This window comes from Eubacterium ruminantium, from assembly GCF_900167085.1.
Classification (GTDB): Bacteria; Bacillota; Clostridia; order Lachnospirales; family Lachnospiraceae; genus Eubacterium_Q; species Eubacterium_Q ruminantium.
In genome coordinates this window covers 57,404-78,586 of sequence record NZ_FUXA01000008.1, presented here as the reverse complement: position 1 = coordinate 78,586, position 21,183 = coordinate 57,404, and the positions used below count along the sequence as shown (strand labels likewise).

Genomic DNA, 21,183 nt, shown 5'->3' with positions numbered 1-21,183 from the left:
ATGATCATTTGGAAAATTATTGATAGGGAGACAGAATATGAATAATATTCCTGAGCTTACTACCTTATGCTATATCGAGAAGGATGATAAATATCTCATGCTTCACAGAGTGAGCAAGAAGAATGATATAAATAAGGACAAATGGATAGGCGTAGGCGGACATCTTGAAAAAGATGAGAGTCCTGAGGAATGTCTTCTTCGTGAAGTGAAAGAAGAAACCGGATTGATTCTCACATCATATAAATATCGAGGAACCATTACATTTGTGTCCGGAGACGGATGCACAGAATATATGGCCCTTTACACGGCGGACGGTTTTATCGGCGAAGTACCCGGGGAATGTGATGAAGGTGTATTTGAATGGGTTCCTAAGGAAGATGTGATAAATCTCAATTTGTGGGAAGGTGATCGCATATTCTTTATGCTCCTCGAAGATAGGGATGATTTCTTCTCACTTAAATTGGTTTATGATGGACATGGAGTTTTGGAATATGCTGCTCTCGACGGAAAGCCTATGGAACTTCTTGATATGATAGATCGGGAGGGAAATAAAACCGGGGTAGTACGTGCAAGAGTCGTAGCTCATAGATATGGTGGAAGACATGCGACGACCCTTACCTGGGTAGTAAGAAAGAATGATTCCGGTAAATGGGATGTGCTTCTTCAGAAAAGAAGTAAAAATAAAGATTCACATCCGGGCTGTTATGATGTATCATCAGGTGGTCATATAACATCAGGGAGTAAAAACCTTGATTCGGCGGTCCGTGAGATAGGTGAGGAACTTGGACTTTTGATAAATGCTGAAGATCTGCAATTACTTGGAAATTTTCCGACTTCCAGTGAAAGAGTATTTCATGGAAAGATCTTTAAAAATGAACAGCTAAATTACGTATATCTTTATAAGGGTAACGTGAATATTGATGAACTGAAGATACAGGAGTCAGAGCTTGAAGCAGTGGAATGGTGGTCCCTTGAAGAAGTCATAAGACGACTTGGAGAGCCGGACTTCCCGACATGCATACATATAGAAGAGTTAGAGATGCTCAAAACAGGACTGGAGTCTATTTGAAAGGAAATGGTGAAACAATGAGTGAAGAAATTAAATCAAGCATAAGCGACAGATTTAAGAGTGTAATGGAAGAAGATGAGAAGTACGGAGATTATGATGATGATCTTGAGCAGGAGCTTGAAGATGAATTCAGACATAGAGTAGTAAAAACAGAGACAACTCCTCTTCCTGTATATGGTGTAGGACCTGTATTTGGTGCAATTGCATTCGTAGCTACTGTACTTGGTGTTGTATTTGGTCAGAGTAAAGCGCTTAAGCATGGTATATCGGATTTCTTCAGAATTCCTTATCTCTGCGTGGGTGTGCTTCTTATAATCGGAGCTGTATTCATGTGGAGCAAAGCCTATGTTGATGTAAATATATCAGACTATATCAGAAAGGGAAATCTTGCTACTACAGGAATTTATTCCTTAACAAGAAATCCTATCTATGCTGCTATACTTTTTATTTCAACAGGTGTTATCTTTATTTCAGGAAATGTTTTCATGTATGCTATTCCAATCTTCTTATGGGGAATTCTTACAGTTTTACTTCAGAATACAGAAGAAGTATTGCTTGAGCAGAGATTCGGTAAAGAATATCTGAATTATAAAGCGAGAGTAAACAGAATCCTTCCGATGAAAAAAGCGTAATAAACCAGAGATAAAAAACAAAAGATAAATAATTAGAGAAAAAGTTATAGAAAAAGTTAGAGAAAAAATTAGAGAAAAAATTAGAGACAAAAACAAAAACCACAGCTTAAAACTGTGGTTTTTTGTTTTTATATGATCACCGATATTAGTAACGGTAATAAGAATTAGTCATACTTCTTAGAGCTATTCTTAAGGATTACATCGTGGCTTCCACCTTCAACGATAGAAGTTGCAGATACAACTGTAAGTTTAGCTTTCTGCTGAAGCTCTTCGATTGAAAGAGCACCGCAGTTACACATTGTAGACTTAACCTTGTAAAGTGTTCCCTGAACGCCTTCAGCAAGTGGTCCTGCATATGGAACGTAGCTGTCAACACCTTCTTCGAAGCTAAGCTTTGTAGCTCCACCAAGGTCATATCTCTGCCAGTTACGTGCACGATTTGATCCTTCACCCCAATATTCCTTTACATAGTTTCCGTTGATGTAAAGCTTATTTGTAGGGCTTTCGTCGAATCTTGCGAAATATCTACCGAGCATTACGAAGTCTGCTCCCATAGCAAGTGCAAGTGTAATATGATAATCGTAAACGATACCACCATCTGAACAGATAGGGATATATACGCCTGTTTCCTTGAAGTATTCATCACGTGCTCTGGCAACATCCTTAACAGCTGTAGCCTGTCCACGTCCGATACCCTTTGTCTCACGTGTGATACAGATAGAACCACCACCGATACCGATCTTGATGAAATCAGCACCTGCTTCTGCAAGGAATCTGAATCCTTCACCGTCAACAACATTTCCGGCACCAACCTTAACTGTATCGCCGTAGTTGTCTCTGATCCATTTGATTGTTCTTGCCTGCCACTCGCTATATCCTTCAGAAGAGTCGATACAGAGAACGTCTACACCTGCTTCAACAAGTGCAGGAACTCTTTCTGCAAAGTCTCTTGTGTTGATTCCGGCACCAACAACATAACTCTTATGAGCGTCGAGAAGCTCATTAACATTTTCCTTATGGCTGTCATAATCCTTACGGAATACCATATATGAAAGATGTCCTTCCTTATCTACAAGAGGAAGAGTGTTGATCTTGTTGTCCCAAATGATGTCATTGCAATCATGAAGTGATGTATCATCACTGGCAACAATAAGTTTATCGATAGGAGTCATGAACTCTGTAACCTTAAGGCTCTTTTCCATTCTTGAGAGACGATAGTCTCTTGAAGCTACGATACCGAGAAGTTTTCCATGTGAACTTCCGTCATCTGTGATAGCAACAGTTGAATGACCTGTTCTTTCTTTGAGGTCAAGCACGTCTCCAAGAGTAGCTTCAGGAGAAAGGTTTGAATCACTTGTAACAAATCCTTTCTTATATGCCTTAACACGGCGGATCATGTTGGCTTCTTCCTCTATTGTCTGCGAACCGTAAACAAATGAGATACCTCCCTGTTTTGCAAGCGCAACCGCAAGCTTGTCACCTGAAACGGACTGCATGATAGCAGATACCATAGGAATATTTAACGAAAATGGGCATTCCTCTTCGCCCTTACGATATTTAACTAGTGGTGTTTTTAAGCTGACTGATGTTGGAACACATTCAGATGATGAATAGCCCGGAACGAGAAGGTACTCACCAAATGTGCGCGATGGTTCTTCGTAATAGTAAGCCATTTTTTTTCTCCTTTTCTTTAATGATATTTGCATTTCAGTATGAATCGAAATGCAGTGTAAATAAATTAAATATCCCACATTTCAGAGATTCTGTCCTGTGGGAATTTTTGGAATTAAGTTACATTAACATATTATTAGAAGTATTTCAAGGTTAAAATATGATAATTTTATTTATTTTAAAATAAATTTGACAAATAACAAAACAGGATGTATTATGATTATGCTTTACATATGAGCGTATGTTCATATGAGCAAATAGAATTATATAAATGACATGATTTGATAAAACCAAAAAAAGGTTAATTTGGGATTAACCGATAAAGCAACCGCAAAGTTGGAAAAGCAATGATTTTTTGCGGTATTTGCCTAGTTAGATATATAGAACCTGACAAGGCGAAGATGTTATTTTATTTTTATCCAACAAAAGGGAGGAATGCACAATGGGAGAAAATAAAAATTTTTTGGAGATCGTCGATGTAAAAAAATCTTATGGTGAAGGGGATACAAAGCAGGAAGTTCTTCGAGGAATGAACTTTACGGTTGCCAACGGAGAGTTCTGTGTTCTTCTTGGACCTTCCGGATCCGGAAAGTCAACGCTTCTTAATATAATAGGTGGTATCGATAACGCGGACAGCGGATTTATTTCTATTAACGGTGATAAGCTTGAAGATATGGATGAGAAGACACTTACACAGTATCGTCGTAAGCATCTCGGATATGTATTTCAGCTTTACAATCTTATACCTAATCTCAATGTAAAAGAAAATATCGAAGTGGGGGCATATCTTTCGGATAATCCTCTTGATATAGATGATTTACTTCATACTCTTGGCCTTTATGAGCATCGTCACAAGCTTCCGAGCCAGCTTTCGGGAGGTCAGCAGCAGAGAACATCAATCGGAAGGGCTATAGTAAAGAATCCTGATATTCTCTTATGCGACGAGCCAACGGGTGCCCTTGATTACAATACTTCAAAGGATATCCTCAAACTGATCGAGGATGTAAATCAGAAGTACGGAAATACAATAATCATGGTTACTCATAATGAGGCAATCCAGCATATGGCAGATCATACGATCAAGCTTCGTGATGGTGTTGTCAGGAAGAATATCGTAAATGAAGAAAAAGTATCTGCTATGGATCTTGATTGGTAGGAGGTAAAGATATGAAGAGTCCTTTAGTAAGAAGGCTCCCTAAAGAGCTTAAGCGTGATTTTAAGAAATATCTTATCATTTTCCTTATATTATTTCTGACAATAGGATTCGTTTCAGGAATGTTTGTTGCAAATAACAGTATGCTCGAAGCAGGACAAAATGCATTTGCAAAGTATAATGTGGAAGACGGGCATTTCAACCTATCGGGAATTCCTACACAGGAAATGATAACTGAAATAGAAGCAGAAGGTGTAAAGCTCCATGAGCAGTATTATAAAACCACTGTCGAATCAAATGATAAGACAAAAGATAGTGATGAAGAGATAAGTATCAGAGTCTTCAAAATCAGAGAAGATGTAAATAAGGTCTGTATAATGAAGGGACGCCTTCCTGAAGCGGACGGCGAGATAGCCATAGATAGAATGCATGCCGACAATGCTGATATGAAGGTCGGCGATAATATCTACCTCGATGGAGTGAAATATAAAATTACCGGACTGATAGCAGCCGGCGATTACAGTGCTTTATATAAGAATAACAGCGATACTATGTTTGATGCGCTGACATTCGATATCGGATTTGTTACCGGTGAACAGTATGAAAAGATAGAAGCAAAAGAAGTATATCAGTATGCATGGATATATAATAAGAAACTTGAGGATGATGAATCAAAGAAGAAAGCGGGAGATAATTTTGCAAATAAGCTCGGCGAGATAGTGATGGCTTCATGTTTTGATGCAGATCCGCTTAATGATATACGAGTTGAGGATTATGTTCCTGAATATGTTAATCAGGCAATTCATTTTGCTACAAATGATTTCGCCAAAGATGAAGTAATGGCATTTTATCTTCTTATAATCCTCATGGGTGTCTTTGCATTTATATTTGCAATCACCATCAGCAACAAGATTGAAGAGGATTCGGTTGTTATCGGAACCCTCAGAGCGTCAGGATATACAAGAAGTGAGCTTATTTCGCATTATATGTCGCTGCCGATCATAGTAACACTTGCTGCAGCGGCGCTGGGAAATATTGCCGGTTATACATTATTTAAAAATGTTGTCGTATCAATGTATTACGGAACCTACAGCCTTCCGAAATACGTAACACTTTGGAATCCAAAGGCCTTCCTGCAAACGACAATTTGTCCCGTAGCTTTGATGCTCATAATCAATTATGTTGTTATAAGAAGAAAACTTGTATTATCGCCTCTTAAGTTCCTTCGTAATGATATTAGAAGATCAAAGAGGAAGAAAGCGAAGAGACTTCCGAAATGGAAATTCATAAACCGCTTCCGTGTTAGAAATGTATTCAGCAATGTTTCAAGCTATCTGGTACTTTTCGTGGGAACATGCTTTGTCATGGTACTTCTTATGTTCTGTCTTGGAATGCCTGATACAATCGACAGTTATATGGAAGATGCGCCTAAAAAGATGTATGCGCAGTATCAGTATTTCCTCAGAGGAAATATAGACGAAGAAGGAAATGAGATAAGTACATCAAATCCGGATGCCGAGAAATCCTGTGTTTCTACTCTTATTACAAAAGATAAGCCGAATATCGGAGAAGAGATAATGGTTGTCGGCTACAGTGAAAACAGTAAATATATTAAAATAAACAGTGAACTTAAAGGAAATGAAATAATTATATCTGAGCCTTATGCAGATAAGTTTGGAATTGAAGAAGGCGATACTATAACTTTAAAGGAGCAGTTCACAAGTAAAGAGTACGACTTTAAAGTTAAGGGTGTCTATGATTACATGGGATCCCTCATAGTATTTATGCCAATCGATAATTATAATGAATATTTCGGAAATGATCCAAGTTACTTCAGTGGATATATTTCAGATACAGAGATAACAGACATCCCTGAAAAAAATATCTATAAAGTCATAAGTCCGGAAGACATTGTGAAGATGGCTAAACAGCTTGATCATTCGATGGGTTCCGCTATGGATTATTTCGCAGTACTTACGGTTTTAATAGCTGCTCTCTTAATATATCTCATAACCAAGATAATCATAGAGAAGAACAGACAGTCCATCTCTATGGTCAAGGTTCTTGGATATGATAATAATGAAATAAGTAAGTTGTATATCAGAACAACCTCGATACTTATGATAATCTTTGATTTTCTGAGTGTATTTATAGCTTATTTCGTAATTAACTGGTTCTGGCGTAAAATGCTTAGCGAGATGTCGGGATGGTTCACGATAAATATCTCGTTCATATCATATATCATAATGATAGTTGCTATTTATGTAGCATACCTGATCATTTCATTCATCGACTTCAACAGAATTAAGAGGATTCCTCTTTCGGAAGCCCTTAAAAATGTTGAATAAATATATGATCCGGATTTTGAAGAGTTAAGCATTATAAGCAATTTAAATAACAGAATTATAAAATAGGAATCTCGCCTCTTACTTTAGTTACCATATCGAGATTGATATCAACTATATTTACTCCTTCGGCAGCATCCTGCTTTGCAATGATCTTGCCCCAAGGATCGACTATAAGCGAGTTTCCGTAAGAAATATAACTGCTTGCATAATCGCGGGCGGTACTTGTTCCAATCATATAAACCTGATTATCAACGGCCCTTGCGCGGTAGAGGAGTTCCCAATGCGCGGGGCCTGTTGTCATATTAAATGAAGCAGGCACGAGGATGACTTTTGCACCGCGGCTGACCATTTTGCTGAACATATCAGGAAAACGAATGTCGAAGCAAATGGCAATTCCCATGGTGCAGAATTCTGTTTCAAATGTAGTGATGGAGTCGCCGGCAGTTAGAGTATCCGACTCTTTAAAATGCTGACCTCCTGCAATAGCTATATCAAAAAGGTGAACCTTTCTGTGCTTTGCTATCTGATGTCCTTCACGGTTGAAGACATATGCGGTATTATATATATTTCCATTTGGAGTTTTCTCCGGAACTGAGCCTGCAGACAGATAGATACCGTATGTTTTGGCAAGGGCTGAAAGTGCCTGCCAAAGGTCTCCTCCTTCCGGTTCTGCATATTCCGGAAATGCCGAACTCTGATAAGGCGAGCAGAACATCTCAGGAAGAGTGAGCATATCCACGCCGCGTAATTCAGGCTTTTGAAGCATATTTTCCAGGTACTTGATACATTTTATTTTATCTGTAATTACATTCATCTGTAATGAAGCTATCTTGATACTCATAACTTAAAACCTCCATTTGTGTGAAAAGAAATTATATAGTCCGCCCATGTATCCGACGGATAATTTCATATAGTATCATTTTATCATTTTTTTGATTATAAGTGAAGCGAATAGCATTTTGAGGAGGCGGATGACGGAATCATTTCACCAATAAAAAATAAAATATTAGATTAATCGGTTGACTTTTTATGATTAAACTGTATAATTAAATTGTAATCAATTAATTAAACGTGCAATTTAATTATAATATAGAAATGAAGGTGATAAAATGAGCACTATAGATAAGAAGAGTGCCGAAGTAAGCGAAGATAAGTATTCATGCCTCAAATTGGAGAATCAGCTTTGCTTTCCATTATATGTTTGTTCTAAGGAAGTAATTAGAAAATATAAACCCTTTCTTGATAAATTAGATCTTACATATACACAGTATATTGCAATGATGGTTCTTTGGGAGAGAAGAGAAACCAATGTTAAAGAGATGGGGGAATGCTTATTCCTAGATTCAGGAACACTCACACCACTCTTAAAGAAACTTGAGCAGAAAGGTTATATTGAGAGACACAGATCCAAAGAGGATGAAAGAAATCTCATGATAACCATTACAGACGAAGGTATGAAGCTTCGAGAGGAAGCTGTAAAGATACCTGAAGCGATAGGAAGCTGTATCAGTCTGGATCCGGAAGATGGAGCAGCACTTTATAAACTTTTATATAAAGTTCTTCATGCTACATCTGAATCAGAAGAACAGTAAATGTAGTTTTATTTATTAAGGAGGAGATATTATGGCAGCATTACAGATAACAGAAGAACAGTTCGAAGCAGAGGTACTTAAGAGCGATAAGCCTGTATTGGTTGATTTTTGGGCAATTTGGTGTGGACCATGCAAGATGCTTTCACCTATTGTTGATCAGATTGCTGATGAAGTTCCCGAGATTAAAGTTGTGGGGATAAATGTTGATGAAGCTATGACATTAGCTACAGAGCAGGCTATTACAAATATTCCTTGCCTCATTTTATATGAGAATGGTAAAGAAGTAAGAAGAAGTGTTGGATTTCAGCCAAAGGATACACTCAAGGAGTGGATCAAGGGCTAAGGGCTTTATTTGGAGAAAGGGTTATATGAATGATCGATATTATTATTGTGGGTGCAGGTCCGGCAGGACTTAGTGCAGCTATCTACACTGCAAGAGCAGGAAAGAAGGCTCTTGTTTTCGAATCATATACTTATGGTGGACAGATCGTAAATACACCGGAGATCGAGAATTATCCGGGTATAAAGAATATTTCGGGGTTTGATTATGCAACAGGTCTTTACGAACAGGCTACAGGACTTGGAGCAGAAGTTAAGTTTGAGAAAGTTTTATCTGTTGATAAAAAGGAAGACGGAAAAGGATTTATCGTTAAAACCGGTAAGAATTCTTATGAAGCAAAGGCTGTCATCCTTGCAACAGGTGCGAAGAACAGACATCTCGGCATAGATAAAGAAGAAGCTCTTACAGGAAGAGGTATTTCTTACTGTGCCACTTGTGACGGAGCATTTTACAGAGGCAAAGATGTTGCCGTAAACGGTGGCGGAAATACAGCCATTGAAGACGCAATGTTCTTATCAAATTATTGCAGCAAGGTTTATGTTATCCACAGACGTGAAGGCTTCAGAGCTGAAAATGAAACTCTTGAGTCACTTCGAAAGAAGGAAAATGTAGAGTTCGTTTTAAATGCGAGCATTACATCTATACTTGGAGAGGACAGACTTTCGGGAATCGAAGTTACAGATAAGAATTCCGGTGAGAAGAAGGAGATCAAGATTGACGGTCTTTTCATAGCTATCGGACAGGAACCTGATAATAAGGATTTCGAAGAGCTGGTAGATCTCGATAAGGGTGGATATATCATCGCAGGAGAAAATTGCAGAACCAAAACGGAAGGTATCTATACTGCAGGAGATTGCAGAACAAAGGATGTAAGACAGCTTGTTACTGCCGCATCCGACGGTGCCATAGCAGCCCTTGCCGCATGTAGCTTTATAGATGCCTGATCATAAAAAACATTGTATAGATTAAAGGCATATATTATAATCATCGTAGATAATAAATACAGTGAGGTAGAGTAAAATGGTAAAACACGTTATTTTGTGGACATTAAAGGATGAACTTTCACCTGAAGAAAAAGCTCAGGTTAAGAAGGGTATCAAGGAAGGCCTGGAAGGCCTTAAATGCAGAGTTCCCGGCATAGTTGATATAAAGGTAAATATCAATGGGCTTGCAAGTTCAAATGCAGACCTTATGCTTGATTCATTATTTGAAAATAAAGAAGCTCTTGATGCTTATGCAGTTCACCCGGCACATGTTGCAGTAGCTGACGAAAAAGTCAGACCATATACTAAGATCCGCAGCTGCCTTGACTTTGAAATCTAATTATTGCGAGGAATAATATATGGATGATGAGAAGGTTCTGATCAAGCTTGATGATGGCCGAGAGGTTGAACTTGATAAAAAGTTAACAGAGACTTATTCCAATGCCAGAAAACTGGCTAGGTTTGTGAAGATTGGACTTATTCCGTTTATACTTCTTACAATAGGACTTTGTATACTTATTGTTTATCTTCTTGGAAGAAATATCCTTGTGGTTTTGGTTTACATGGTATTTCTTACACTTATTCTTGTAGAAGTATTCATGAGTGTCAGGATACGAGATGATGCCATGAAGCGAGGGTCATCCCTAAAAGGAGAGATACTGAGACAGAATTTCAGTGCTCAGGAAATCCTTGAGATCGGTAAGAAAGTTCATCTTGATACATTTAAGGAAGCTCTTGATAAGAGAGCGATTGTTGAACTTAAACTTAAGAAGGTTCCTCAGTGGTGTATCGAGGGAAGGATACTTCCGGATGCAGAGATGATCAAGGAAAGAAGAAAGAAGATAGCAGCAAGAAAGAAGCAGTAAATAAAAATGAGGTTTTGTCCCCACAGCATATAACTGTTGGGACAAAACCTCATTTTATTATGATTTTGCTTCACTGACCTTAGCATCATCGGGGGATGAAGCATCATCGGCAGACGAAGCATTTTTATCTTGATCGTCCTTTGAATATAGGGCTTTTAGCAGTAATGGTGTTATGATCGAACTTACGATGATAAGTAAGATTACTGCAGTAAAGTATCTATGATCCAGCATTCCTACCGAAAGACCTCTTTGGGCGACGATAAGAGCGACCTCGCCTCGGGTCATCATTCCTACACCTATCTTAAGTGTATCTTTACCACGATAGCCGCACAATCTTGCAACGGAACCACATCCGATTATCTTTGACAAAAGTCCGACTGCCACAAAGCAGAGTGAGAAGACTATTATAGTTGTATCAATATTCTTCATATCTGTCTGAAGACCGATACTGCAGAAGAATACAGGACCGAACAGCATGTAGGAATTGATATCCATTTTTTCGGAAATGTATTCCGAGTCACGAAGCTGGCAAAGGATTACACCGGCGATATAAGCACCTGTGATGTCAGCAACATCAAAATATTTCTGAGCGACATATGAAAGTCCGAATGCAAGAGCAAGACCGAGGATCGGAATTCTTCTTGTATGAGGGTATTTGCTGTCGTACATTTTGAAAAGTTTATAAACTATAAATCCGACACCGATAGCAAATATGAAGAAGAGCGCTGTATAAAGAACGACTGTTCCGCTCTTTGCTTCAGGACTCTTAAGTCCGATAACTACTGTTAAAACGATAATACCGATAACATCATCGATTATGGCGGCACTCATGATGGTCTGGCCGACTTCATTTGAAAGCTTACCAAGTTCACGGAGTGTCTGAACAGTGATACTTACTGAAGTTGCAGTAAGGATTGTTCCTATAAATACAGCTTTGAAAAATCCTTCGGATCCGATTGACTGTGGTCCATAGAATGCAAAATACAGGAGAGTACCGAATATAAGGGGGACAAATACACCTGCGCAAGCTATGATGGTTGCTTTGATACCGGTTTTTTTCAGTTCTGAAAGGTTGGTTTCAAGTCCCGCAGTAAACATGAGGAGGATGACACCTATTTCAGCAAATCCCGAAAGGAAATCTGAAGCACTTACAAGTCCGAGTACACTCGGACCGATAAGAAGACCTGCAATGATTTCACCGGCAACCTGGGGGGCTTTGACCTTTCTTGCCAGAAGGCCAAATGCTTTAGCAAATATAATAATGATAGCCAGTTCGCGTAGAACTTCCAGTTTGTCCATTTTTAAGACCTCTTTCCTAAATAGAATAATAATCTATTGCTAAAATGAAGACTGATAAGGTCTTCAAATACGTAAACGATATACTAGCACAGTAAATCTTAATATGCAAGCGTTGAAAAATGGTATAAAAATACCGGACCAGATAGGTCCGGCAGTTTACTAAGGTTCGATGGTCATAAGGTCATCGGCTTTCTTGAAATCATTATTATATTCACTCATCTGTTCACGAGCCTTATCCTTAAGATTAAGTCCCTGTCTTAAAGCAGCTTCTGCACTTGGATCATCCTTTCCACCGCCGCATCCTGACAGTGAACACAGCATGCTGGCCATAAGTACACCAAGGCTGATGCCACATACAAGTTTCTTCTTTAAATTTTTCATGGTTTTTTTCATAATTATTCCTCCTAATAGAACACGGAGCACTACTTGCTTTTATGTTGATAATAACATCTAAAGAATAAATAGGCAAATGATATAAAAGGTTGCAATCTATCCTTTGGAAAAATATAATGAGGATGTATGAAAATATGGAGACCAGGTAGGTCTTCAAAGGTAATGGAGGTTGAGATGAGAAAAGTAGTAGCAGAATTTATTGGCACATTTACACTTGTTTTACTTGGCTGCGGAACGGCTATGCTGACAGGATGTGAGCAGTGGGGAGGATATATGCTGACTGCATTTGCATTTGGTCTTACTATCGTAGGAATGGCATATGCTGTTGGAAATATCTCCGGTTGTCACATCAATCCTGCAGTATCTCTCGGCTGTCTTATCAGCGGACGTATGAGTGTAAAGGATTTTATCGGTTATGTGATCGCACAGTGTGTGGGCGCATTTGCCGGAGCAGGAGTACTGGCACTTCTCTTTGATATGAGCGACAAGCCTGATCTTACAGGGGGCTATGGTTCAAATGGTCTTGCAGGCGTAAGAGACAGCATCGGAGCCGGACTTATAGTTGAAGTGCTTCTTACATTCATCTTTGTATTCGTAATACTTGGTGTTACTTCACCTAAGCAGTCACACGGATCATTCGGAGGAGTGGTTATCGGATTTACACTGGTTCTTGTACATATTCTCGGAATCGGATTTACAGGTACATCAGTTAATCCTGCAAGAAGTCTCGGACCTGCAATAGTTGCAGCAATCGACGGAAACAGTAAGCCTATCGAAGTTGTATGGATCTTTGTTGTAGCTCCATTCATCGGTGCGGCAATCGCAGCAATCGCTTATAAAATCCTTGAAGGAAAAGGCGATAAAGAAGAAGCATAAATATATTTATATAGGATCAGCACTCGGAAGTGTAAGGCTTTTCGGGTGCTTTTTCATTTTAAATGAAACAGTCATTCGGGAGGAATCTGTAAGCGTAATATTCCTGTGCAAAATAAATGGTTTTATGATATTATGAAGGGTGATTTATGAAGGCTTAAAATATTAATACTTTTTGTTAAAGGGGAATGATATTCCCGGAAAAGGAAGGGATAAAATGTCTGTTGTTTTACTCAATGAAACGATAAAAAATGCATTTTCATATGCGGATATGGTTACTAACAGAGGATATATGCAGGGTGTGGATATGCCTCTTAGAGATATGTTAAAGTTTGATTTTATCAGACTTGTCTGCTTTTTATATGAGCCTGACGGCGATCCTTCTGATGAAACAGAATTTGTAACAAAGAATTTCAATTTACCTATGACAAAGGAAAATTTTATTTCTATAAGATATGACTATTGTATGAAACAGGATTTCATCAATATTGTGCCGCGTTCACTTACATATTTTGTGAAGGCAGAGCTTGATGGTGGAATGAGAAGGACTATGAAGGGACAGTCTGTCTCAAGATTTATTGTTGATGCATTCGCTGAGGTTGGTCGTGCATTTATTGCAAATACTTCAACTATGACACAGCTTGCAAATCTTTCAAATTATACACTTACTCTTGAAAATTATATAAAGCAGTACGGATTATATAATTCCGGAAAAGCAAATGAGATAACAACACCCAAGTTATCAAGTGATTACGCGAAGAAGACAGATATGTCAAAGAAGGAAGTAAATAAGGTTAAGTTAAGCCAGCCTGATAATGAAGAAACACTCGAGCAGCTTATGGAACAGCTGAATTCTCTTGTTGGTCTTGAATCAGTTAAGCAGGATCTTACTAATCTTATCAATATAGTTAAGGTAAAGAAACTTCGTGAAGAGCATGATATGAAGCAGCCTGAATTGTCGCTTCATCTTGTATTTTCGGGTAATCCGGGAACAGGAAAGACAACAGTCGCAAGACTTCTTGCAAAGATCTATCATAAACTCGGTGTTGTAAGAAAAGGACAGTTGGTGGAAGTTGACCGTTCAGACCTCGTTGTAGGTTATATCGGACAGACCGCCACAAAGACTTCAGAGATAATAGACAGTGCTCTCGGCGGAGTGCTTTTCATAGATGAAGCTTATACTCTTACAGCCAATAAGGACGGTAAGGATTTCGGACAGGAAGCTGTTGATACACTTCTTAAGAGAATGGAAGATGATAGAGACGATCTTATCGTTATCGTAGCCGGATATACAGATCTTATGGAAGAATTCGTTAATTCCAATCCGGGACTTGAGTCAAGATTTAATAAGTATATCTTCTTCAAGGATTATTCCGGAGAAGAGCTTTATGAGATCTTTCTTTCAATGTGCGAACGTCAGGAATATGATCCTGATAAAAAAGCAAAGAAATATGTCAAAGAATATCTTACATACAAGGCTCTTCATCATGATGAGAATTTTGCAAATGCGAGAGAAGTCAGAAATTATATAGAAAGATGTATCTCACGTCAGGCATCACGTGTTGTAAGTTTAGAGAAAAATACACCTGAAACACTCAGAACATTTACTATAGAAGATGTTAAGGAAGATGACATCGAAAGTTTTAAAGGTGAGGGGAAATAAGCTACTAAAAAGTAATTTACTTGGAGCGTAAAAAATGAGATTCAGACCATGTATTGATATACATAACGGAAAAGTTAAACAGATAGTCGGAGGCAGCCTCAGAGACGGAGATTTATTATCTTCAATTAAAGAAAATGAAGTGTGTCATGAGGTATCTTCTGCAAAAGAGAATTTTGTTTCCGAGGAAGACGGAGCATTTTACGGAAGCCTTTATAAGAAACTTGGTCTTACAGGCGGACATATAATACTTCTTAATCCGGCAGGAAGTGAAGAATATAAGAAAGACATTGAACAGGCGAAGTCGGCCCTTGATGCATTTCCGGGTGGACTTATGATAGGAGGCGGCATTACTGCTGATAATGCGGGATCATTTCTTGAAATGGGAGCAACTCACATTATAGTGACTTCGTATGTTTTTAAAGACGGAAAGGTTGATATGGAACGCCTTTCGAAGCTTAAAAAAGCTGTGGGAAAAGAAAGGATAGTTTTGGATCTTTCCTGCAGAAAAAGAGATAATGATTATTATATTGTTACCGACAGATGGCAGAAATTTACGGAAGTAAAGCTTGATAATGAAGCTCTTGAGATGTTCAAGAATTATGCTGACGAATTCCTGATCCATGCAGTGGATGTTGAAGGAAAGTCAAAGGGTATAGAAGAAGGAGTTGCAAGACTTCTCGGAGATTGGGGCGGCCTTCCTATAACTTATGCAGGAGGCGTCGGTTCTCTGGATGATATAAAGAAGCTTAAGGAACTTGGAAAAAATAATCTTGATGTTACTGTCGGAAGTGCGCTTTCTATTTTCGGCGGAAATATAGAACTGGAAGATGTTATAGAATCTGTTAAATAGCTGAAAATGAGCGTAAAAGAAGAGGGAGGACTTATGCTTAGGAGGAAAAGAATAGTTGCCGGTATTCTGGTTGCGGGAATGACATTTGCGATGGCAGGCTGCGGCAAGAAGGATGAAGGAAAGACTGAGGAGAAAGATTCTGTAAGCACATCCGGATCCGTAACAGAAGAAATGACTGTTACAGAAGAACCCGGAGAAGAAGTGATACTTGAAGATGATGCACCGTATTTCCATGAAGCTGATATGGAAGATATTCAAGACGGTCAGGATGTTCTTCGAATTGATTTTGACAATAATTCTGAGGATGGATTTGTTACATATACCAACGGAGGTGCCTGCAATATAAAAGCAGTCAATAAAGAGTTGGCGGTAAAGATTTTAAATGTCGGAACACTTGATTATGCTAATCAGATATTCCATGACGGATTTCAGCTGAGTCAGGATTGTGTATATAATTATAAATTCGACGTAAGATGCGATATTGAACGAACTATCGAGTGGCGACTTCAGATGAACGGCGGCGATTATCATGCATATGCCGGTGAGTATATACAGATAGGACCGGAAGTTACCACGATAGATGTTGATATTAAGATGAATGAGCCTTCAGACCCGGCTCCGCGATTAGTATTTAATTTGGGAAAAATGGAAGATATGAACGAAAATCCGGAAGAGCACACAATCTATTTTGACAATATAGAACTTGGAATAAAGGACGCAGAAAAGGCGCAGAAGATTGAAGCTGTTCCTGTTCCACCAAGAATGAACACCTCTCAGATAGGTTATAAAACCGAGGATAAGAAGACCGTTACTATCGCATCAGAGAAGATCAATACTTTCTATGTGATAAATGCGGAAACAGGCGAAGAGGTTTATCAGGGAAAATATAATGATCCCATCGATAGCAAAGCTACAGGAAATATCTTAAGACAGGGAGATTTTTCTGAAGTTAAGACGAAGGGACGTTATTATATCCAGTCCGGAGACTATAAGACATATGAATTTACAATCGATGATGATGTATATAAGGATCTCTATAAAGATGTAGTAAAGATGCTATATCTCCAGAGGTGCGGATGCGAAGTTACTAAGGAAATAGCAGGTGATTTTGCACACGGACCATGTCATACACAGGTTGCTAAGGTCTTCGGAACGGATGAAGAGAAAGATGTAAGCGGCGGATGGCATGATGCCGGAGATTACGGACGATATGTCGTAGCCGGTGCGAAGACTATTGAAGACCTTTTAATTGCATATGAAAATGGCGAAGAAGCTGATGATTACGGTATTCCTGAAAGTGGAAACGGAGTTCCGGATCTTCTTGACGAGGCTCGTTATGAACTTGAATGGATGCTTAAAATGCAGGATGAAAAGTCCGGAGGTGTATATCATAAGGTAACAGGACTGGGATTCCCTGATACTGTTTTGGCAGTTGATGAGACACAGGAACTTTATCTTGCTCCTATTTCTTATGCTGCAACAGGCGACTTTGTGGCAGTGATGAGTGATGCTTCAAGATTATATGAGAAGTATGACAAGGACTTTGCAGCTAAGTGCCTTGCGGCTGCGGAAAAAGCATGGACTTATATTGACGACGGAAAGCTTGAGAAGCATAGAGGATATACAAATCCTAAGGAAATAGTTACAGGCGAATATTCTGACGGAAAGATCAGTGATGAACAGTTCTGGGGAGCGGTTTCACTCTACAGAGCGACAAAGGACGAAAAGTATAAAAAGGCCGTAAGAGATTTTTATAAAGAGAATCTTCAGATGGGACTCGGATGGGCTGATATGGGTACTTATGCATTTTATGCTCTGCTTAAAACAGACCCTGATGATATTGAAGATATAGTTGAAAAAGGTAGAGAAGCTATTTTAATGAGAGCTGAAGAGATATATCAGCTTGCCTCACAATCAGGATTTAATGTAGCGCTTGATACTGATTATCCATGGGGAAGTAATATGTCCGTTGCAAATGACGGCATGCTTCTTATGATGGCTGCAGAGATTAACGGAAGTGATGATTCTGCCGATAAATATATGGAACTTGCGAAGAAACAGTTGGATTATCTACTTGGAAATAATGCACTTGGATATTGTTTCGTTACAGGATACGGAACTGTTTCACCAATCCATCCACACCACAGACCGTCACAGGTTCTTGGAAAGAGTATGAAGGGTATGCTTGTCGGTGGACCGAATTCAAATCGTGAGGACACATATGCTCAGGCGGTTCTTAAGGACATCCCTCCTGCGCTTTGCTATGCGGATAATGAGCAGGCATATTCACTTAATGAGATAGCTATTTATTGGAATTCTCCGCTTATCTGCCTCATGTCTGCATTTAAATAAACTAGATTAAAAATGATTGGATAACCTGATGAAAGCGTTTATAAAAAAACTATTTGATAATGATAAGATCCGCTATATTTTTGCCGGCGGATGTACCACGATGGTCAACCTTGTGACTTTCTTCCTGCTTCGTCATCTCACAGGGATTGATAGAAATATATGTAATGTTATAGCTATATGCTGCGCGATATGTTTTGCTTATTTTGCCGCAAAATTCTTCGTTTTTAAAAGTAAGCAGGACAGTAAAGAAGGCGTAATACTTGAAGCAGTAAGATTTGTCGGAGCCAGACTTTTTGCAATGTTCGTAGAGGTATTCGGATTTGCATTCCTCTGCGACAGTTTGAGACTGAATGAATTTATTTCAAAATTTATAGTTCAGTTTCTTGTTATAGTTATCAATTATTTCATGAGTAAGCTTCTTGTATTTAAGAAAAATGAGAAGAAGCTCAGTCAGAAGATACTTGATAACTGGTCATGGATCCTTGGCGTACTCATTACATTTGTATTCATGATGGTTGTGATGATAGTTGTGAATGTCGGTCCTTTCGGTGGCAGGGCTTACACAATGGTAGACAGCATTCATCAGTATGTTCCGTTTTTCTCGGATTACAGAACGAAGCTTCTTTCACACGGAAGCATGTTCTATACATGGAAGGTGGGAATGGGAGTTAACTTCCAGTCTTTATTCTTCTATTACCTTTCGAGTCCGGTAAATATTCTTGTTATACTTTTTAAGAGGGCTGACATACCTACATTTATCAGCATTCTTACAGCACTCAAGATTGTTTTCTCGGCAGGAAGCTTCGGATATTTTCTTTCAAGACATAAGGGTGGAGTCAGAAATTCTACTCTTATAACAGCATTCAGTGTTGCATATGCTATAAATAATTACGTTCTCGGATATATGTGGAATATAATGTGGCTGGACTGCATCATGGTTCTTCCGCTTATTGTTCTCGGATTTGAGCGACTCATGGAAGGGAAGGGACCTAAACTTTACTGTCTGTCCCTTGCATATTGTCTGTTCTGTAATTATTACATAGCATTTATGATATGCGTTTTCCTGGTACTTTGGTTCCTTACAGAGTCTCATGGAGGAGTGAAGAAGTTCTTCGCAAACGGAATAAGATTTGCATTATATTCAATCCTCGCTGCAGGTATGACTGCGGTTTCACTACTGACAGCTTATCTCGGTATTATGAAGACGGCTGCAGGAAAGATCGAAATACCAAAGTGGGAATGGTATCAGAACATCAGAGAAATATTTAAGGCCCAGCTTTTCTGGACAAAGCCGATAAAAATGCAGACTTTTGATGGCGGTATAAATCTTTACTGCGGTATCATCACATTCTTCTTGGCACTTATATATCTCTTTCTTGAAAGGGAGAAATTATACAAGAGAATAAGTAAGGTTCTGCTGCTTGTATTCCTGATGATGTCATTTAATAATGTTCAGCTGAATTTCTTCTGGCATGGTTTCCATGATCAGTATGGAATTCCGAACAGATTCGCATTCCTTTATACATTTGTTCTTTTGACAATAGCGTATAAGGTAGCGCTGAGATTAAGATACGTCAGTGGATATTACATAACTTCAGCCTTATTCTTAGCAGGCGGATTCTGGTGTTATACTATTTACGACAATACAAAGAAGTTTAGTGATTATATGAACGTTGCGGTGATCTGCACCGTGGGACTTACAATACTTGCTTATGTACTCAGCATGTTAAAGAGTCTGAAATATAAGCGTTCAAAGGTATTTAATATAATAATCGCAGTTGCCATCCTTGGTGAGATTATCGCCAACGGAACTAACTGTATTAATGAGATCGGTGCTGCTGAGGCATCCGATTATATGGAAAGAGCCTCTGCCATGGAGGAAATCCAAAATGAAATGGCTGACCGTGCGAAAACCGAGGGACAGTTTTTCTACAGAGAAGATATGATCAACCCGAAGATCCTTGACGAGGCTACATTTAACGGCATGAACAGTATCGGAATCTTCTGCTCAACAGTCAGAGGAGATGTCGTAGATGCAGCGGCTGATATGGGATTTTATACAGGTGCAAATGAATATCTGTATTACGGCGCATGCCACGCAACCAACATGCTTCTCGGTGTGAAATATGTCTATGCCACTGCAGCGGATTATTACAATAATGATGAAACACTTCCTCTCGTTTATGAGAGTCCGACTATGAACGTTTATGAAAATATTTATGACCTTCCTGTTGCATATATGGTTGGTGATGAATATATCGACGAAAACCTTCTTAACGGTAAAGACATCAGTAATGTAAATAAAATGGTTTCACGAGCTTCAGGTATAGAGAAACAGGTTTATGAAGATGCTCATTTCAAAATGGAAACAACCGGAGAAAGATGTCATCCGTGGGTAGATGGAAATGACGAAGATCTTGTGGGATATTCCGCAGATGATACCGGAAAACCTAAGGTAAAGGCCAGCTTTACAGTCGATAAGCCGGGACATTATGTGGTGGATATCATAGCAAATAATGTTTATAAAGTAAGATATCATGTTAATTCCGTACAGATGGCCTTTGACCGTTATCAGAGTCAGATCTTTGATATGGGCGATCTTAAGGAAGGAGACGAAGTTGAGATTTCAGTGGAATTTAATGATTCATACTCTAGTTCGGGATCGATAAGATTTGATTTTGCGCAGTTAAACAGAGATACCCTTAAAGAGCAGTATGAGACGATCAATTCAAGAAGTCTCGATGTAAAAGAAGCTAAAGACGGATATATTAAAGGAAAGATTTTCGTAGAGGAAGCCGGCACATTATTTGCAGCTATTCCTTATGATGAGGGATGGAGTGCCAAGGTTGACGGAAAGAAAGTAAAGATAGAAAAAGTCCAGAATGCATTTATGGGTATAGAGCTTACGGAAGGAGAGCATACTGTAGAATTTTATTATACAGCTCCGGGATTCTATCCGGGCCTTCTGATCATGGCAATATCCTGGGGAATATTTATCTTTATCATTGGCAGAAATTCATTCGGCGCAAAGAAAAAGCACAGTATTTACACGCCTGCACAGCCTAAATAATATTTGACCATAATAGCTATTTATAGTAA

The 21,183-nt window shown here is 38.8% G+C and carries 18 protein-coding genes; 14 read left to right on the top strand and 4 right to left on the bottom strand.

Going from position 1 to position 21,183, the window contains the following annotated elements:
• Nucleotides 1-37: 37 nt before the first annotated feature.
• Together B5D25_RS06900 and B5D25_RS06895 are read left to right on the top strand one after the other, a co-directional pair.
• A complete protein-coding gene (locus B5D25_RS06900; RefSeq protein ID WP_078787231.1) occupies nucleotides 38-1,069 on the top strand; it encodes an NUDIX domain-containing protein in 1,032 nt (343 codons plus the stop codon).
• Nucleotides 1,070-1,086: 17 nt separating this feature from the next.
• Nucleotides 1,087-1,701, top strand: coding sequence for a methyltransferase family protein (locus B5D25_RS06895; RefSeq protein ID WP_159444104.1), 615 nt, complete (start codon nucleotides 1,087-1,089; stop codon nucleotides 1,699-1,701).
• Between the two features lie 164 nt (nucleotides 1,702-1,865).
• Here B5D25_RS06895 and B5D25_RS06890 read toward each other — a convergent pair whose 3' ends face one another.
• Nucleotides 1,866-3,374: an IMP dehydrogenase gene (locus B5D25_RS06890; RefSeq protein ID WP_078787229.1), complete on the bottom strand. Its 1,509-nt coding sequence runs from the start codon at nucleotides 3,372-3,374 to the stop codon at nucleotides 1,866-1,868.
• Nucleotides 3,375-3,814: 440 nt separating this feature from the next.
• On the opposite strand from B5D25_RS06890, the gene B5D25_RS06885 reads away from it, so the two are divergent.
• Complete coding sequence (locus B5D25_RS06885; protein WP_078787228.1) at nucleotides 3,815-4,528, top strand: ABC transporter ATP-binding protein; 714 nt, start codon at nucleotides 3,815-3,817, stop codon at nucleotides 4,526-4,528.
• Between the two features lie 11 nt (nucleotides 4,529-4,539).
• The gene (locus B5D25_RS06880; RefSeq protein ID WP_078787227.1) at nucleotides 4,540-6,873 is read left to right on the top strand and encodes an ABC transporter permease; all 2,334 of its coding nucleotides are present in this window, start codon (nucleotides 4,540-4,542) and stop codon (nucleotides 6,871-6,873) included.
• 55 nt (nucleotides 6,874-6,928) lie between these two features.
• Here the strand turns inward: B5D25_RS06880 and B5D25_RS06875 are convergent, their stop codons facing one another.
• Complete coding sequence (locus B5D25_RS06875) at nucleotides 6,929-7,714, bottom strand: carbon-nitrogen hydrolase family protein (RefSeq protein ID WP_078787226.1); 786 nt, start codon at nucleotides 7,712-7,714, stop codon at nucleotides 6,929-6,931.
• A gap of 268 nt (nucleotides 7,715-7,982) precedes the next feature.
• Between B5D25_RS06875 and B5D25_RS06870 the strand changes: the two genes are divergently transcribed.
• The 5 genes from B5D25_RS06870 (at nucleotide 7,983) to B5D25_RS06850 (ending at nucleotide 10,654) form a co-directional block, all read left to right on the top strand.
• Nucleotides 7,983-8,465, top strand: coding sequence for a MarR family winged helix-turn-helix transcriptional regulator (locus B5D25_RS06870; RefSeq protein ID WP_078787225.1), 483 nt, complete (start codon nucleotides 7,983-7,985; stop codon nucleotides 8,463-8,465).
• A 31-nt stretch (nucleotides 8,466-8,496) separates the two neighbouring features.
• Entirely contained in the window at nucleotides 8,497-8,808 is a 312-nt protein-coding gene (gene trxA / locus B5D25_RS06865) for a thioredoxin (protein WP_078787224.1), read from the top strand.
• 29 nt (nucleotides 8,809-8,837) lie between these two features.
• The gene (gene trxB / locus B5D25_RS06860) at nucleotides 8,838-9,749 is read left to right on the top strand and encodes a thioredoxin-disulfide reductase (RefSeq protein WP_078787223.1); all 912 of its coding nucleotides are present in this window, start codon (nucleotides 8,838-8,840) and stop codon (nucleotides 9,747-9,749) included.
• Nucleotides 9,750-9,825: 76 nt separating this feature from the next.
• The gene (locus B5D25_RS06855; RefSeq protein WP_078787222.1) at nucleotides 9,826-10,128 is read left to right on the top strand and encodes a Dabb family protein; all 303 of its coding nucleotides are present in this window, start codon (nucleotides 9,826-9,828) and stop codon (nucleotides 10,126-10,128) included.
• 19 nt (nucleotides 10,129-10,147) lie between these two features.
• Nucleotides 10,148-10,654 carry a hypothetical protein gene (locus B5D25_RS06850; protein WP_078787221.1) on the top strand — a complete coding sequence of 169 codons (507 nt, stop codon included), beginning with the start codon at nucleotides 10,148-10,150 and terminating at the stop codon, nucleotides 10,652-10,654.
• 57 nt (nucleotides 10,655-10,711) lie between these two features.
• On the opposite strand, the gene B5D25_RS06845 is transcribed toward B5D25_RS06850, so the two are convergent.
• Complete coding sequence (locus B5D25_RS06845) at nucleotides 10,712-11,953, bottom strand: cation:proton antiporter (protein ID WP_078787220.1); 1,242 nt, start codon at nucleotides 11,951-11,953, stop codon at nucleotides 10,712-10,714.
• A gap of 159 nt (nucleotides 11,954-12,112) precedes the next feature.
• Nucleotides 12,113-12,346: a hypothetical protein gene (locus tag B5D25_RS06840; RefSeq protein WP_078787219.1), complete on the bottom strand. Its 234-nt coding sequence runs from the start codon at nucleotides 12,344-12,346 to the stop codon at nucleotides 12,113-12,115.
• A 174-nt stretch (nucleotides 12,347-12,520) separates the two neighbouring features.
• On the opposite strand from B5D25_RS06840, the gene B5D25_RS06835 reads away from it, so the two are divergent.
• From B5D25_RS06835 to B5D25_RS06815, 5 genes are all read left to right on the top strand, one after another.
• The gene (locus B5D25_RS06835; RefSeq protein WP_078787363.1) at nucleotides 12,521-13,222 is read left to right on the top strand and encodes an MIP/aquaporin family protein; all 702 of its coding nucleotides are present in this window, start codon (nucleotides 12,521-12,523) and stop codon (nucleotides 13,220-13,222) included.
• 214 nt (nucleotides 13,223-13,436) lie between these two features.
• On the top strand, nucleotides 13,437-14,882 hold the full coding sequence (locus B5D25_RS06830; RefSeq protein WP_078787218.1) for an AAA family ATPase: 1,446 nt from the start codon (nucleotides 13,437-13,439) through the stop codon (nucleotides 14,880-14,882).
• Nucleotides 14,883-14,916: 34 nt separating this feature from the next.
• A complete protein-coding gene (gene hisA / locus B5D25_RS06825; RefSeq protein ID WP_078787217.1) occupies nucleotides 14,917-15,732 on the top strand; it encodes a phosphoribosylformimino-5-aminoimidazole carboxamide ribotide isomerase in 816 nt (271 codons plus the stop codon).
• A gap of 33 nt (nucleotides 15,733-15,765) precedes the next feature.
• On the top strand, nucleotides 15,766-18,084 hold the full coding sequence (locus tag B5D25_RS06820; RefSeq protein WP_078787216.1) for a glycoside hydrolase family 9 protein: 2,319 nt from the start codon (nucleotides 15,766-15,768) through the stop codon (nucleotides 18,082-18,084).
• Nucleotides 18,085-18,112: 28 nt separating this feature from the next.
• Nucleotides 18,113-21,154 (top strand): GtrA family protein, encoded by a 3,042-nt coding sequence (locus tag B5D25_RS06815; RefSeq protein WP_078787215.1) that lies wholly within the window; start codon nucleotides 18,113-18,115, stop codon nucleotides 21,152-21,154.
• Nucleotides 21,155-21,183 lie beyond the last annotated feature (29 nt).